Raw genomic sequence first — 15,683 nt, forward strand, 5'->3', positions numbered from 1 at the left:
TTAACAATGCCAAATATATATCAATGTAATACATTCAAATAACTTATATTGATTTAGAAAATTATTTACATTGATAAAATAACAACGATTATATAATTTTATTTATAATTAATAATTTAGATAATTTAAGATATTTGTTTTTTAAAAAATTTGTTTTATATAATAACCTCAATTATTATATTTAAATTGAAAAGGAAGAAATATAGAGGGAACTTAATAAGTTTAATAGATAATATATACGATAATTAATGAAAATTAAAAAAATAAATAAATATAAAATTATAGTATTAATACAAAATTTTTTATTCTCAATCAAAAGATATAAATGAACTGTATAGTTAAATTAAAAGATATTAGAAAAACGAATAGAACTTGTTAAAAATACTACTATTACATTGTTATAAGAGTAACATACAGCGTATTATACCATGATTTACTTTATTAAATTATAATAGTAAAATATACCTGTAAATTTACATTAAATAAGAATATTGAAGCTAGCTACAATAATTTATCTTCTTAAATTAGTATGGTTTATGTAAACTATGTAAAAAACAATTTAATATATTTCAAAACTGAAGCTATTACATAAACCATGAACTTGAAGGGGGATTTTTGTGGTAACATTCATGATTGATAATAAAATGGTAACGGTACCTAAAGGAAGTACCATTTTTGAGGTAGCTCAAAAGCTAGGTATTGATATACCTAACTTTTGCTACGAAAAAGAGTTAACCTCTTTTTCTGGTTGCAGAATATGTGTGGTAGAAGTAGAAGGATATAGAAATCTATCAACGGCTTGTAGTACAGAGGTACTTGATGGAATGGTAGTATATACAGAATCTAAAAAGGTTATTGAAACACGTAAAATGATTTTAGATTTAATGTTAGCTAATCACCCAACTGACTGCTTAACCTGTAGTAAAGTAGGAAGTTGTAAGCTCCAAGAATATTGTCGTAAATATGATGTTAAAAAGACATCTTTTGAAGGCGATAGAAAACATTTTCCTATTGATGATGATAATCCAGTTATGGAAAGGGATCAGAGTAAATGTATTTTATGTGGAAAATGTGTTAGGGTATGTAAAGAAATTCAAGTTACAGGAGCTATAGACTTTACTGATAGAGGATTTAATTCTAAAGTTACTACTGCATTTGATGATCATTTAAGTACTGAAAATTGTAGAATGTGCGGACAATGTATCAGTGTATGTCCTACAGGAGCTATTGTCAATAAACAATTAAAAGATATATTTCCCTGGGAAGTAGAAAAGATTAGAACGACATGTCCTTTCTGTGGTACAGGATGTAACTTTGACTTAAATGTTAAAGATGGAAAGGTAGTAGGAGTTACACCTAATGAAGAATCGCCTGTAAATGGAACATCACTTTGTGTAAAAGGAAGATTTCATACAGATCTTATAAATAGCCCTGATAGAATTACTACACCTTTAATTAAAAAGAACGGAAAGTTTGTAAAAGCTAGTTGGGAAGAAGCTTTAAGCTTAGTAACTAGTAAACTAAAAAGTATAAAAGATGAATACGGCGGAGATGCAATAGCTGGATTAAGTTCTGCAAGATGTGTCAATGAAGATAACTTTGTATTTCAGAAAATGATGAGACTAGTATTTGATACTAATAATGTAGACCATTGTGCTAGAACATGCCATGCTCCTACAGTTGCAGGCCTTGCAACTACACTTGGAAGTGGAGCTATGACAAACTCTATAGAAGAGGTAGAATGTAATGAAGTACTATTTATTATAGGATCAAATGCTACAGAGGCACATCCTATAATAGGAAATAAAATGAAAAAAGCTGCTAAAAAAGGAGCCAAACTTATAGTTATAGATCCTAGACGTACTGAACTAGCAGATCATGCTACATTGTGGCTTCCATTAAACTCAGGTACAGATGCTGCTTTAGTAAATGGGATTATAAACATAATAGTTAACAAAGGGTGGCATGATAAGGAATTTATAGAGACCAGATGTGAAGGGTTTGAAAATATGTGGGAAACAGTAAAAAATTATACTCCTAATATAGTAAGTAAAATTACAGGAATATCAGAAGATATTTTGTATGAGACAGCAAAACTATATGCAAACACTAAGAAAGCAGGAATATTCTATACATTAGGAATAACTGAGCATACTACAGGCACTGCAAATGTTATAAATCTTGCTAACTTAGCGATGGTAACAGGACATTTAGGTATAGAAAATGCAGGAGTAAATCCTTTAAGAGGACAAAATAATGTTCAAGGGTCTTGTGATATGGGCGCACTTCCTAACTGCTTACCAGGATATAGAGAAATTAGTGAGCCAGAAAGTATTAAGCTTTTTGAAGAATATTGGAATACTAAATTGAATCCTAACAAGGGGTTAAGAATTCCAGAGATGTTAGAAAGCTCAATAGAAGAAAAATTAAAAGCCATGTATGTTATGGGAGAAGAACCAGTTTTAACTGATTCTGATGCAAACCATGTGAAAAAGGCCTTGAGTAACTTAGAATTTTTAGTTGTTCAAGACATAACATTAACAGAAACAGCTAAATTTGCAGATGTATTTCTTCCAGCTACTTGTTACGCAGAGAAAGATGGTACTTTTACAAATACAGAAAGAAGAGTTCAAAGAGTAAGAAAAGCTGTTGAAGCGCCAGGAGAATGTAGACTGGATTGGAAGATACTATGTGATATAGCCAAAAGATTAGGAGTAAAAGGCTTTGACTATGGAAATGTAGAAGAAATATTCAATGAGATAAGGGAAGTCATACCAACATATAAAGGTATAACTTATGAGAGAATTGATAAAGTAGGATTATCATGGCCATGTCTTACAGAAGATCATCCTGGAACTAAATTCTTACACAAAGAAACATTTCCTCGAGGCAAAGGATTGATGCTTCCAGTTGAATATGAACCACCTGCTGAGCTGGCAAATGAAGAATATCCAGTTATACTAACTACAGGAAGAATGCTTTATCACTATAATGTTATGACAAGGTATTCTAATAGCTTAGATGCATTAAGACCATGTGAACTAGCAGAAATCAATCCTAAAGATGCTAAAGATTTAGGAGTTAAGGATAATGAAGAAATTAGAGTTACTTCTCGTAGAGGATCTATAGTATCAAAGGTTAAGATAACAGATAGGGTTAAGCCAGGAATGATGTTTATGACATTCCACTATAAAGAATCACCTGTAAATGAACTTACAAACTCAGCATATGATCCTGTTACTAAGACAGCAGAGTATAAAGTTACGGCTGTAAAAGTTGAAAAGGTATGTGATTAGCTTTTAAATAAAGTTAATAAATAAGTTTTATTTGCTATTAATAGCTCATGATTTAGCCTAAACTATATGTAAAATAGGTTAAATTATGAGCTGTTTTAAAAAAAATTCAATGGTTAACGATTTTGATACTACATTGTGTTATATTAAATTATGATATGATGATGCTACATACCATTATTAATACTGAATTAATTAAAAAATGTAGGGTGTATTTTTAGATGGTGTTAAGAATAGAAATGATATAAAACTGATAGAAACATAGATAATAGATAAAAGAATGCTACATAACAATCCCAAATATTTTAACATATGGTAAAATATTAAAAATAAAAGATGAAATTTTTAAACAAAATTGCTTAAAATGTCAAATATATAACAAAGTAATTATGTTACAAATATTATCTTAATGTTAAAACTATTTACAATGATAAATTAACAACAATCATGTGAATTTACTTTATTGAAAAAACTTTTAAAATGTTTTACAATCTAGAGGAATAATAGGATACTAATAAATCATAAGAGAATTTTAAAAATATATGAAAAAGAGAAGGGATAAATATGCTGAAGAATATTTCACTTGAAGAAGCTAAGTTTATACTGTTATCAAAAATAAAAACTACTGATATAGAAAGAGTAAATTTAACGAGTTCACTTGGTAGAATTTTAGCAAGAGATATATTTGCTATGAATAATGTACCTAACTTTAGTCGTTCTCCATTAGATGGATATGCAGTGATAGCTGAAGATATAAAGTTTGCAGATAAAAATAACCCTACTATTCTAAAAGTAATTGGAGAAGTTCCAGCAGGTTATGTCTTTAAAGGAAAAGCAGAGAAGAATACTGCGGTAAAAATAATGACAGGAGCACCTATTCCTGATGGTTACAACGCCATAATAAAGAAAGAAGATACTGATGAAGGGGTAGAGTATGTAAATATATATAGAACTTCTTTACCTTATCAAAATGTTGTGCCTGTAGGTGAAGACATTCAAAAAGGAAAAAAGATTATGGAAAAAGGTACAAAAATACATCCCGGGTGTATAGGCATACTAGCTTCTTTAGGTATGGAGAATGTTGAAGTATATAGAAAACCTAAAATTGGAATTTTATCAACAGGAACTGAACTTGTAGAACTAGGAGACGAATTGAAAGAAGGACAAATATATAATAGTAACTTATATAGTATAGGAGCTATTATAACAGAGTGTGGTGGAGAACCAGTATACTTAGGAACAGTAAGAGACGATATAGATACTATATCTAAAAGTATACAATCTGGTATTCAAAGCTGTGATATTATTTTATCTACAGGAGGAGCTTCGGTAGGGGATTACGACTTAATCGGAAAGGTTTATGAAAATATAGGAGCTAATACTCTATTCTGGAGAGTGAAAATGAAGCCAGGGACACCTGTTTTAGCAGCTGAAAAGGAAGATAAGATTTTAATAGGATTATCAGGAAATCCTGGTGCAGCACTTATTTCTTTTGAAAATATTGTAAAGCCACTTATAAAAAAATTACAAGGACTTATTGACTGGGAGCCAACAAAAATTAAAGGTATAATGATGGATGATTTCAATAAATTTAGTAATCAGAGAAGATTTTTAAGAGTCAGAGTAGAAAGATTAGAAAATACGTATGGTATTTATTTAAGTGGAAAGCAGAACCCTGGAGTTTTAACATCATTACTTACTTGTAATGCGTTAGTAGATGTTCCTGTAAACACACCCTTTTTAAGTAAAGGACAGGAAGTAGAAGCTATACTATTAAAAGAAGGTGGACTATAGAATGATACCAGTTATATCGATAGTTGGATTTTCTAACTCAGGAAAGACTACTCTTATAGTAAAAATTTTAAAAGAAATAAAGTTGCGTGGATATAGAGTGGCTATAATAAAGCATCATCATGGAGATTTTGATATTGATGAAAAAGGAAAAGATAGCTGGCATCACTCTCAAGCTGGGGCTGATACAGTTATAGTATCGTCCCCTAATAAATTTGCTATGGTTTCTAACTTAGAAGAAGAAAAGGAATTAGATGATTTAATAAAGTTAATAGGCGATGTAGACTTAATAATAACAGAAGGATACAAAAAGCTTAATAAACCTAAAATAGCAGTATTTAGAACAGAGTTATGTGAACATGACTCCATTTTAGAATTGGAAAATCTTATAGCAGTAGCTAGTGATACCTACATAAAACATAAAGTTCCTTGTTTTGACTTGGAAGATATAGAAGGATTAGTTAACCTAATCGAAAAAAAATTTTTGAAAAACAAATAAACTTTGTTAAAAATAAGATTAATACATTGTTATAAAAGTAACGAAGAAGTTGCAGTTACGCCATTTACATTAATAAATTAAGATGGTAAAATGTAGCTGTAGATTAAAAGCCATAATCTATATTTAATAATAATATTTTATTTACTATAAAATTAAATATTTAATTATCCTTTAATTTTTAATTTTGTAGTCAACAAAAATAAGCCTAGCCATAATTATATCAATTCTAGATTAATATATTTTGTACAAAGATTTAATCTAAAATATTCCAAACTTTTGAAATTAAAAACTTATACGGCAGAATATGAATTTAAGGGGGGGACCGTAATGGTTACATTTACTATTGATGGTAAAACAGTAACAGTACCTAAGGGAACCACTATTCTACAAGCGGCTAAAGATATAGGTATTGATATACCTAACTTTTGTTACGAAAAGGAATTGACTTCTTTTAGTGGATGTAGAATATGTGTAGTAGAAATAGAAGGATATAAAAATCTATCAGCTGCTTGCAGTGCAGAGGTACTTGATGGAATGGTAGTGCATACAGAATCTAAAAAGGTTATTGAAACACGTAAAACAATTTTAGATTTAATGTTAGCTAATCATCCAACTGATTGTTTAACTTGTAGTAAAGTAGGAAATTGTAAGCTTCAAGAATATTGCTATAGATACGATGTTAAAAAGACATCTTTTGAAGGAGAAAGAAAGCAATTTCCTATAGATGATATTAATCCAGTTATGGAAAGAGATCAAAGTAAATGTATTTTATGTGGAAAATGTGTTAGGGTATGTAAGGAAATTCAAGTTACAGGAGCTATAGACTTTACTGATAGAGGATTTAATTCTAAAGTTACTACTGCATTTGATGATCCTATAAGTACTGAAAACTGTAGAATGTGCGGACAATGTATAAGCGTATGTCCTACAGGAGCTCTCGCAAATAAACAGTTAAAGTCTGTACGACCATGGGAAGTAAAAAAAGTTAGAACAACATGTCCTTTCTGTGGTACAGGATGTAACTTTGATTTAAATGTTAAAGATGGAAAGGTAGTAGGAGTTACGCCTAACGAAGAATCGCCTGTAAATGGAACATCACTTTGCGTAAAAGGAAGATACCATATCGACCTTATAAATAGTCCTGATAGAATTACTAAACCTTTAATTAAAAAGAACGGAAAGTTTATAGAGTCTAGTTGGGAAGAAGCTTTAAGCTTAGTAACTAGTAAACTAAAGAGTATAAAAGATGAATATGGTGGAGACGCAATAGCTGGATTAAGTTCTGCAAGATGCGTTAATGAAGATAACTTTGTATTTCAAAAAATGATGAGAGTAGCTTTGGATAGTAACAACGTAGACCATTGTGCTCGAACCTGACACGCTCCTACAGTTGCAGGTCTTGCAACTACATTTGGAAGTGGAGCTATGACAAACTCTATAGGAGAGATAGAAGATAATGAAGTATTATTTATTATAGGATCAAATGCTACAGAAGCACATCCTATAATAGGAAATAAAATGAAAAAAGCAGCTAGAAAAGGAGCCAAACTTATAGTTATAGATCCTAGACGTACTGAACTAGCAGATCATGCTACATTATGGCTTCCATTAAACTCAGGTACAGATGCTGCTTTAGTAAATGGACTTATAAATATAATAGTCAATGAAGGATGGCAAGATAAGGAATACATTGAAACTCGCTGTGAAGGATTTGAAAATATGTGGGAAACAGCGAAGAAATATACTCCTGATATAGTAAGTGAGATTACAGGAATATCAGAAGATATGTTATATGAAACAGCAAAACTATATGCAAATACTAAAAAAGCAGGAATATTCTATACATTAGGAATAACTGAACATACTACAGGTACTGCAAATGTTATGAATCTTGCTAACCTTGCGATGATAACAGGACACTTAGGTATAGAAAATGCAGGAGTAAATCCTTTAAGAGGACAAAATAATGTTCAAGGTGCTTGTGATATGGCGGCACTTCCTAACTATTTACCAGGATACAAGGATATAACAGATCCAGAGAATATTAAGTTCTTTGAAGAATACTGGGGAGTTAAATTAAAGCCTTATAAAGGATTAAGAATACCAGAAATGTTAGATGATGCTTACGATGGAAAAGTAAAAGCTATGTATGTTATGGGAGAAGAACCAGTTTTAACTGATCCAGATGCAAATCATGTAAAAAAAGCTTTAAGTAACTTAGAATTTTTAGTCGTTCAAGACATAACATTAACAGAAACAGCTAAATTTGCAGATGTAGTTCTTCCAGCTACTTGCTATGCAGAGAAAGATGGTACTTTTACAAATACAGAGAGAAGAGTACAAAGAGTAAGAAAAGCTGTTGAAGCGCCAGGAGAATGTAGATTAGACTGGAAAATATTATGTGATATAGCAAAAAGACTAGGAGCAAAAGGTTTTGACTATAAAAATGCAGAAGAGATTTTCAATGAGATAAGAGATGTTATGCCAACATATAGAGGTATAACTTACGAAAGAATTGACAAAGTAGGCTTATCATGGCCATGTCCTACAGAAGATCATCCTGGAACTAAGTTCTTACATGAAGGTAAATTTATACGTGGAAAAGGACTGATGATTCCAGTTGAATACGAGCCACCTGCTGAACTTACGAATGAGGAATACCCAGTTATATTGACTACAGGAAGAATGCTTTATCACTATAATGTTATGACAAGATACTCTAATAGTTTAGAATCAATAAGACCTCATGAGTTAGCAGAAATGCATCCTGAAGATGCTAAAAAATTAGGTGTTGAGGATGAAGATGAGATTAGAGTTACTTCTCGTAGAGGATCTATAGTATCAAAGGTTAAGATAACGGATAGAGTTAAACCAGGAATGATGTTTATGACATTCCACTATAAGGAATCACCTGTAAATGAACTTACAAACTCAGCATATGATCCTGTTACTAAGACAGCAGAATATAAAGTTACAGCTGTAAAAGTAGAGAAAGTGTGTAGTTAATAGATATAAATTACTACGACCAAAAGACAATGTTATATGTCAAGTGTTAATATATTTGTAAGTAAATATTTCCTTAAATAAAAGGGGTCCTATAATTAGCATAGGATCCTTTTTATATATCTAAATAATAAAAAATGCCTCTTAAATATTAATTTTTATAAATAATTTATATAATTTTTTAGTACAATTAAGGTATAATTTTAGAATGCTTTTTCTATTTACTATGATTTTACATGAATAGTGGAACAAAGTGAGGATTTTAAAATAATTAATTACTAGTAATAATATAGGGGAACACTTAAGTTATAATAATCTTTGTGTAAGATATTTTATTGTGCTAAAATATTATATAGTTAGTACTAAGGAGGAATTTTACTTGCGTGTGATTACAGGAAAAGTAAGAGGGTTTAAACTTAAGTCACCAAAGGGGCTAAATACTAGACCAACTTCTGATAGAGTAAAAGAGTCCATTTTTAATATACTAGGATATATAAGTGAAGATAGTATAGTTTTAGATTTGTTCTCAGGCTCAGGAAATGTTGGCATAGAGTTTTTAAGTCGAGGAGCAAAAAAATGTTATTTTATAGATGGCGATGCAAATAGTATAAAAGTTATAAATGAAAATCTAAAAAATACTAAATTTACTGATCAAGCATTTATTTATAAAAATAATGTGAGCAAAGCTATTAGCATATTAGGTAAAAAAAGTTTAAAATTTGATTATATATTTATGGATCCTCCCTATGAAAAAGGATATATACTTCCTGCTTTGGAAAATATTTATACAGAAAATTTATTAAAAAAAGAAGGAAAAATTATAATTGAGCACGAAACAAAACTGGAGTTACCTAATAAACATTTAAGTTTTATAAAAATAGATACTAGAAAATATGGAGGTACTTCTGTATCTTTTTACACTAATGAGGAGGTTACAGAATGATAGCTCTTTATCCAGGAACTTTTGATCCAGTTACTAATGGGCATTTGGATATAATTGAAAGATGTTCTAAAAAATTCGAGAAAGTTATAGTAGCAGTTTTAAATAATACTTCTAAAAAAACTGTATTTTCGGTACAAGAAAGATCAGATTTAATAAAAGAAGTAACTAAAGATTATGAAAATGTAGAAGTTGATACATTTTCAGGATTATTAATTGACTATGTTAAAAAAAGAGACGTAGGAGTTATAGTTAGAGGATTAAGGGCCGTTTCAGATTTTGAGTATGAAATGCAAATGGCATTAACAAATAAGAGTTTATACGATAAAGCAGAAACCTTTTTCTTGATATCAAGTAGTCAATATTCTTTTTTAAGTTCAAGTGTAGTAAGAGAAGTTGCAAGATTTAAAGGGGATGTTTCTTCATTAGTTCCTAGCGCAGTACAAATAGCTATAGAGAAAAAGTTTAAGGAGGGGCAAGATAACAATGGATGTTTTTAAACTTTTAGACGAGATGGAGGAAATTCTTGAATCAAGTTCAAGTATTCCTTTTGCAGGAAAGACTTTAGTTGATAAATATGAGTTGCTAGAAATAGTGGGTGAAATAAGATCAAAACTGCCAGATGAAATAAAGCAAGCAGAATGGATAAAGGAAGAGAGACAAAGAATATTAGCGGAAGCACAAAGTGATGCAGATACCATGGTAAAAGAAATACAGCTACATATAGAAGAGATGGTAGATCAAGATGAAATAGTAAGACAAGCACATGAAAGAGCAGAAGAAATAATAGAAAAAGCTCAAAGTAATGCTAAAGAGATTCGTATAGGGTCTATGGAATATGCAGATCAACTATTAAAAGAAGTGGAGAATAGATTGATGTCATTGGGAAATAATATAAAGGATATTGTCGAGGTTGTTGAAGCTAATAGAAATGAATTGAAAGGTGATAAATAAATAAAAAACTTCTCTTATTTTTAAGGGAAGTTTTTTATTTACTTAATTTATGCGTTAGAGTGTATAATGTTCCCAAAACTAGCGATATTAGAATAATACTAATAATTATAATAAATTCTATTTGAAAAGAAAACTTTAATGTTAACAGCCAATTTGCAAAACTTTCTAATTCAGTTGCGGGTAAACTGATTGTACTAGATGAACTATTAAAAATTAGTTTATATATAAAGTAGCTATAAACACTAGAACATAAACCATGTAACAGTTTTGATAATATATATAACCTGTAACTAATATCTGTGTTATTTATCATACTCATGACTTGGCTATGTACTGAAAATCCACTCCATGCTATTAAAAAGCTAATAGCGCATATCTTTATAATTAAGCTTGCAGAGTCAACATCTGAAACCATTTTACAACCATTAGTCATTTCAATTAGACCAGATACAAATGATGTCATAATTTCAGAATTGATACTAAAAGGGACCATCTTTATTAATATATCTGATATAAAATCTATTATATTTGTTATTTTCATTGCTTCTATTACTACTGAATAAAGTATTATGAAACCACCTACCATAAACATTGAATTAAAAGCAGAAGTTATTGAGTCAGCTAATAAGGTACTAAAAGATCTACCATCTTTTTCTCTTGCTTTTATTAGAGAAATAAAGGCTTCTTTTATATAGTTACTTTTTTTTATGATAGTTTTTTTTCTTTTATCTTTTTTATAAAACTTAAATATTAATCCTACACTTATAGCACCCAGGTAATGAGCTATAGCTAATAAAGATCCAACTCTAGGATTTTTAAGCATTCCAACTGAAACTGCTCCTATAATAAATAAAGGTCCAGATGTGCTACAAAAAGCAATAAGTCTTTGAGCTTCTGTTTTCGTTATTATATTTTGTGATCTTAGTTTGGCTGTTAAATTAGCTCCTACGGGATATCCAGATGTTACACTCATGGCAAATACAAACGAACCTTCTCCTGGAACTCCAAATAAAGGATACATTATAGGTTTAAGAAGTGTTCCTATAAAATCTACTATACCTAGTCCAATTAATACTTCAGAACCTATAAAAAAAGGAAAAAGAGAAGGAATAACTACATTAGTCCAAGTCAATAATCCTCTCAAAGCAGCATCAACTGAATTTTTAGGAAACATAACTATAATAGTGATAATTATGATAGATATAGAAGAAATAATAATAGTTTTTATATAACTCTTATTTTTTATTAACAAAATCAAAGCTATCAGAATAAATATTAATATAGTTGTCAAAATTAAAGTAGTCATGTAAAACCTCCTATCTGATATGTTATATTATATTGAAGAAAAATATAGAATATGATAGTTTAAGAAATTATAAGGGGTGAAAGAATTGAAACGTAAGCCGATAATAGGGATTGCATTAGGATCAGGAGCCGCTAGGGGAATGTCACATATAGGTGTATTAAAGGCACTAGAAGAAAATGATATACATGTAGATATTATAGCTGGATGTAGTGCAGGTGCACTGGTAGGCAGTCTATATTGTTGTAACATAGATGCTAAGACTATTGGGGCTATAGCAAATAATATTGATAGAAAGTTATGGGTTGATGTTACTATACCTAAAAGAGGATTTATAAAAGGTCAGAAAGTAGAGGACATGATAAGATTATTAACTAAAAATAAAAATATAGAAGATTTAGATAAAAAATTGATAATAGTATCTACTGATCTTAAAAAAGGGGAAAAATATGTATTCACTGAAGGACCAATATATAGGGCTGTAAGAGCGAGTATATCAATACCAGGGGTGTTTATACCAGTAAGAATGAATGATATGATGCTTGTAGATGGAGCCGTAATTGATAGAGTGCCTATTTCAGAAGTAAAAAAAGCTGGGGCCGATATTGTAATAGGCGTTGATGTAGGATTCAGTAGCCAGCAGGGAAGAACAAATCATATAGTAGATATAATACTACAGTCTATAGATGTAATGGCTAAACAAATTATGTCTGAGCAAATGGTAGTAGCAGATGTGCTATTAGAGCCAGATGTGTCACATATAGGACCTTCAAGATTTGATTTAGTTGAAGACTGTGTCAAGGTTGGATATGATACGACTATGGAAAAAATAGATATTATTAAAGAAAAAATAAATGAATATAAAAATACATAGTAAACTTATAAATAACAAAATCCTAAACTTTGTAAAATATCTTAACTTTAAATTACAATGTTTTAAGGATTTTGTTATTTATTTTATCTTACTTTTATAATGATTTCTTTGGGTTAATTAATAAATTACATAATACTTCTGTTTTTAGTTGCTGAATGACTATCTTTGCTATTATTAAAAATAGTTCAATTAAGTTAATATAAAGTTAAAAAATAAAATAGACAAAGCTTTAATATTTTATTTTTTATATTTAACTATTTAACAAGTTATTAAAAAATTATTTTTTAAAGTAAGGAGAAATATAATAATCTAGGTTGTAACTTGAGACATCTGTTAATCCACTTAGTCCCATAAAATAAATATCTGTAGCTTTTTTATCAAGTTCAATCATTTTAGATAATACGTTATTTTTATATTTTTTATAATTAGAAAATTTAGTTATAATAGGTATCGATGACGTATTTTTTGCTGTACTTAAAATTTCTAATCCCTTTCTATTTGCACCTAATACTCTAGCATACTGAGGACCAAATGAATTTAAATAATCAAACATATTTTTATCTAGATTCAATAGAATATGGAATAAAATTCTTTTAAGTCTGGTTAAGGTATATCTTTTAGTCATGATACAATTTAAGATATTAGAAATATCATTTGATTGTGAAAAGCACTTTAATATACGATTTTCTAGTCCCTTTTCTACTTCTTTATAATTACTTAAGTCCTCATGAGACATAGTCCTTAATATATAAAGTAAAATTTGGTTGAAGTTTTCGATGCTATTGAAAGACTTATAATCTTTTAGAAAATCTATGAGATAGTTATAAGTTTCAATTGGTACTGTATCTTTTATATTATCTAATGCATTGTTTTTAAAAAACTCTTCTCTAATAGCAGTAGCACTAGAAATATTCCCTTTTATTTCTTTGTCATGATAGTTTGATGAAATTCTTTTAATTGTATAAGGAATAATATTACTATTGATTTTTTTCAGAGCTTTCATATACTCTATTCCTAATATGTTATTTGGACTTGATAATAGTTCCTTTAAATATAAATGATCATTAAGCTTTTGAGTCTTAAAAAAATCATATAGTGCAGAAGATCTAGATTTAGGATAAGAATTACCTTCATTTAAATATTTTTTTAAGTATTCTTTGTAATCATCAGGTTCTTCTATAAGAACATCAGCAATTAAACCTAAAGAGTCTATACTACCATATTCACTCCCAAAACATATACTATCTACTATACCTAAACTATCTAGTATCTTTATAGCTCCATAAGAAAAGTATTCTGCACTTTGACAAGAATATATAAAAGGAAGTTCTATTACTAAGTCTACTCCATTATCTATTGCCATCTTTGCTCTACTCCATTTATCTAATAATGCAGGTTCACCTCTTTGTAAAAAATTACCACTCATTATACATACAGAATAGTCAGAATTAGTTATTTTTTTGGACTCTAATAAATGATAAAGATGGCCATTATGAAAAGGATTATATTCAGTTACTAAGCCTAAAATTTTCATTGATTACCTCCAAACTATTAAATCTATTAAATTATTTACTAAATAAATACTTTACTATAAACTATATCATCTCTCAAAAAAAAGTAAAAATGTAAATTATAAAATAGTGAAGAATTTTTAACAATTGAAAAGGGTATAAATATAGAGGTATTTATTGATTTTTGTTTGTAATTGTAATAAGATGTTTTATGGTGAACGAAAGTATTTAGTAGGAGGGGTATCAATGAATATATTAGTTATTAACTGTGGAAGTTCTTCATTAAAGTACCAATTAATTGATATGGATAATGAAAATGTATTGGCTAAAGGTTTAGCTGAAAGAATTGGAATAGAAAATCCAAGAATAAAACATAAGGCTAGTGGTAAAGATGAAGTAATAATAGAAAAGCCAATGCCAGATCATAAGGTTGCATTAGAACTTGTAATTAATGCATTAGTAGATAAGGAACATGGATGTATAGAATCAATGAATGAAATAAATGCAGTAGGTCACAGAGTTGTACATGGTGGAGAAAAATTCACTGAATCTGTGTTAATTACTGATGAAGTTATGAAAGGATTAAATGATTGTGTTGATTTAGCACCATTACATAATCCACCTAATATTATGGGAATCGAAGCCTGTAAAGAAATCATGCCAAATGTTCCAATGGTTGCAGTATTTGATACAGCGTTCCATCAAACTATGCCAGCAGATTCTTATCTATATGCATTACCATATGAATTATATGAAAAATATGGAGTAAGAAGATATGGATTCCATGGAACTTCTCACAAATATGTTTCTCAAAGAACAGCAGAAATTCTTAATAAAGATATAAAGGATTTAAAAATAATTACTTGTCACTTAGGTAATGGAGCTAGTATAGCTGCTATCAAGGATGGCAAATGCTTAGATACTAGTATGGGATTCACTCCATTAGAAGGACTAGTTATGGGTACAAGAGTTGGAGATATGGACCCTGCTATAATTCCTTTTATAATGGAAAAGGAAAAATTAAATCCAAATGAAATGTCTAATTTACTTAATAAAGAGTCTGGAGTATTGGGAATATCAGGTGTAAGTAGTGATTTCAGAGATGTAGAAGATGAAATGGCTAAAGGGAATGAAAGAGCTAAATTAGCTTTGTATATGTTCAATAATAGAGTTATAAAATACATTGGAGCATATGCAGCTATGATGAATGGTGTTGATGCAATCGTATTCACAGCAGGTCTAGGAGAAAATTCAGCAGAAGCTAGAGAAGAAATTTGTAAATATCTAACTTACTTAGGAGTAGAAATAGATCATGAATTGAATAAAGTAAGAGGAAAAGAGAGAATAATAAGTACTGAGAATTCAAAAGTAAAAGTTTTAATAGTTCCTACAAATGAGGAATTAATGATTGCAAGAGATACTAAAGCATTAATATAGTTTTTTGTTAAAATAGTAGCAAACATTAATTCTTGACAAAAGAGCTGTACCTTTATATAATAAAATTTGGCAATATTT

Annotated in this window: 11 protein-coding genes; 9 read left to right on the forward strand and 2 right to left on the reverse strand. The window is 29.4% G+C overall.

From position 1 onward, the window contains the following. Positions 1 to 617 precede the first annotated feature (617 nt). The 7 genes from fdhF (CLPU_RS06540) (at position 618) to CLPU_RS06575 (ending at position 10,480) form a co-directional block, all read left to right on the forward strand. Positions 618 to 3,296 (forward strand): formate dehydrogenase subunit alpha, encoded by a 2,679-nt coding sequence (fdhF, locus tag CLPU_RS06540; protein WP_082154109.1) that lies wholly within the window; start codon positions 618 to 620, stop codon positions 3,294 to 3,296. Between the two features lie 561 nt (positions 3,297 to 3,857). Beyond that, on the forward strand, positions 3,858 to 5,087 hold the full coding sequence (locus tag CLPU_RS06545; RefSeq protein ID WP_050354858.1) for a molybdopterin molybdotransferase MoeA: 1,230 nt from the start codon (positions 3,858 to 3,860) through the stop codon (positions 5,085 to 5,087). Position 5,088: 1 nt separating this feature from the next. Further along, positions 5,089 to 5,583, forward strand: a complete 495-nt coding sequence (mobB, locus tag CLPU_RS06550; RefSeq protein WP_050354859.1) for a molybdopterin-guanine dinucleotide biosynthesis protein B — start codon at positions 5,089 to 5,091, stop codon at positions 5,581 to 5,583. Between the two features lie 327 nt (positions 5,584 to 5,910). Next, complete coding sequence (gene fdhF, locus CLPU_RS16595) at positions 5,911 to 8,589, forward strand: formate dehydrogenase subunit alpha (RefSeq protein ID WP_082154110.1); 2,679 nt, start codon at positions 5,911 to 5,913, stop codon at positions 8,587 to 8,589. A gap of 334 nt (positions 8,590 to 8,923) precedes the next feature. Further along, the gene (gene rsmD / locus CLPU_RS06565; protein WP_268760452.1) at positions 8,924 to 9,529 is read left to right on the forward strand and encodes a 16S rRNA (guanine(966)-N(2))-methyltransferase RsmD; all 606 of its coding nucleotides are present in this window, start codon (positions 8,924 to 8,926) and stop codon (positions 9,527 to 9,529) included. Continuing rightward, a complete protein-coding gene (gene coaD / locus CLPU_RS06570) occupies positions 9,526 to 10,026 on the forward strand; it encodes a pantetheine-phosphate adenylyltransferase (RefSeq protein WP_050354863.1) in 501 nt (166 codons plus the stop codon). The genes rsmD and coaD overlap by 4 nt, the downstream gene beginning before the upstream one ends. Further along, the gene (locus tag CLPU_RS06575) at positions 10,013 to 10,480 is read left to right on the forward strand and encodes an ATPase (RefSeq protein WP_050354864.1); all 468 of its coding nucleotides are present in this window, start codon (positions 10,013 to 10,015) and stop codon (positions 10,478 to 10,480) included. Before coaD ends, CLPU_RS06575 begins: the two co-directional genes overlap by 14 nt. A gap of 34 nt (positions 10,481 to 10,514) precedes the next feature. Here the strand turns inward: CLPU_RS06575 and ylbJ are convergent, their stop codons facing one another. After that, on the reverse strand, positions 10,515 to 11,786 hold the full coding sequence (gene ylbJ, locus CLPU_RS06580; protein WP_050354865.1) for a sporulation integral membrane protein YlbJ: 1,272 nt from the start codon (positions 11,784 to 11,786) through the stop codon (positions 10,515 to 10,517). Between the two features lie 85 nt (positions 11,787 to 11,871). On the opposite strand from ylbJ, the gene CLPU_RS06585 reads away from it, so the two are divergent. After that, on the forward strand, positions 11,872 to 12,657 hold the full coding sequence (locus tag CLPU_RS06585; protein WP_050354866.1) for a patatin-like phospholipase family protein: 786 nt from the start codon (positions 11,872 to 11,874) through the stop codon (positions 12,655 to 12,657). A gap of 277 nt (positions 12,658 to 12,934) precedes the next feature. On the opposite strand, the gene CLPU_RS06590 is transcribed toward CLPU_RS06585, so the two are convergent. Beyond that, positions 12,935 to 14,191: a nucleotidyltransferase gene (locus CLPU_RS06590; RefSeq protein ID WP_050354867.1), complete on the reverse strand. Its 1,257-nt coding sequence runs from the start codon at positions 14,189 to 14,191 to the stop codon at positions 12,935 to 12,937. A 223-nt stretch (positions 14,192 to 14,414) separates the two neighbouring features. Between CLPU_RS06590 and CLPU_RS06595 the strand changes: the two genes are divergently transcribed. Further along, positions 14,415 to 15,605, forward strand: a complete 1,191-nt coding sequence (locus tag CLPU_RS06595; protein WP_050354868.1) for an acetate/propionate family kinase — start codon at positions 14,415 to 14,417, stop codon at positions 15,603 to 15,605. Positions 15,606 to 15,683 lie beyond the last annotated feature (78 nt).

Source organism: Gottschalkia purinilytica (assembly GCF_001190785.1).
GTDB classification, from domain to species: domain Bacteria; phylum Bacillota; class Clostridia; order Tissierellales; family Gottschalkiaceae; genus Gottschalkia_A; species Gottschalkia_A purinilytica.

What these genes read in the sequence shown, in the direction of transcription:
- mobB (WP_050354859.1), top strand. Translation starts at nt 5,089, where the DNA reads ATGATACCAGTTATATCGATAGTTGGATTTTCTAACTCAGGAAAGACT.
- CLPU_RS06590 (WP_050354867.1), bottom strand. Translation starts at nt 14,191, where the DNA reads ATGAAAATTTTAGGCTTAGTAACTGAATATAATCCTTTTCATAATGGC.
- coaD (WP_050354863.1), top strand. Translation starts at nt 9,526, where the DNA reads ATGATAGCTCTTTATCCAGGAACTTTTGATCCAGTTACTAATGGGCAT.
- ylbJ (WP_050354865.1), bottom strand. Translation starts at nt 11,786, where the DNA reads ATGACTACTTTAATTTTGACAACTATATTAATATTTATTCTGATAGCT.
- CLPU_RS06575 (WP_050354864.1), top strand. Translation starts at nt 10,013, where the DNA reads ATGGATGTTTTTAAACTTTTAGACGAGATGGAGGAAATTCTTGAATCA.
- CLPU_RS06595 (WP_050354868.1), top strand. Translation starts at nt 14,415, where the DNA reads ATGAATATATTAGTTATTAACTGTGGAAGTTCTTCATTAAAGTACCAA.
- CLPU_RS06545 (WP_050354858.1), top strand. Translation starts at nt 3,858, where the DNA reads ATGCTGAAGAATATTTCACTTGAAGAAGCTAAGTTTATACTGTTATCA.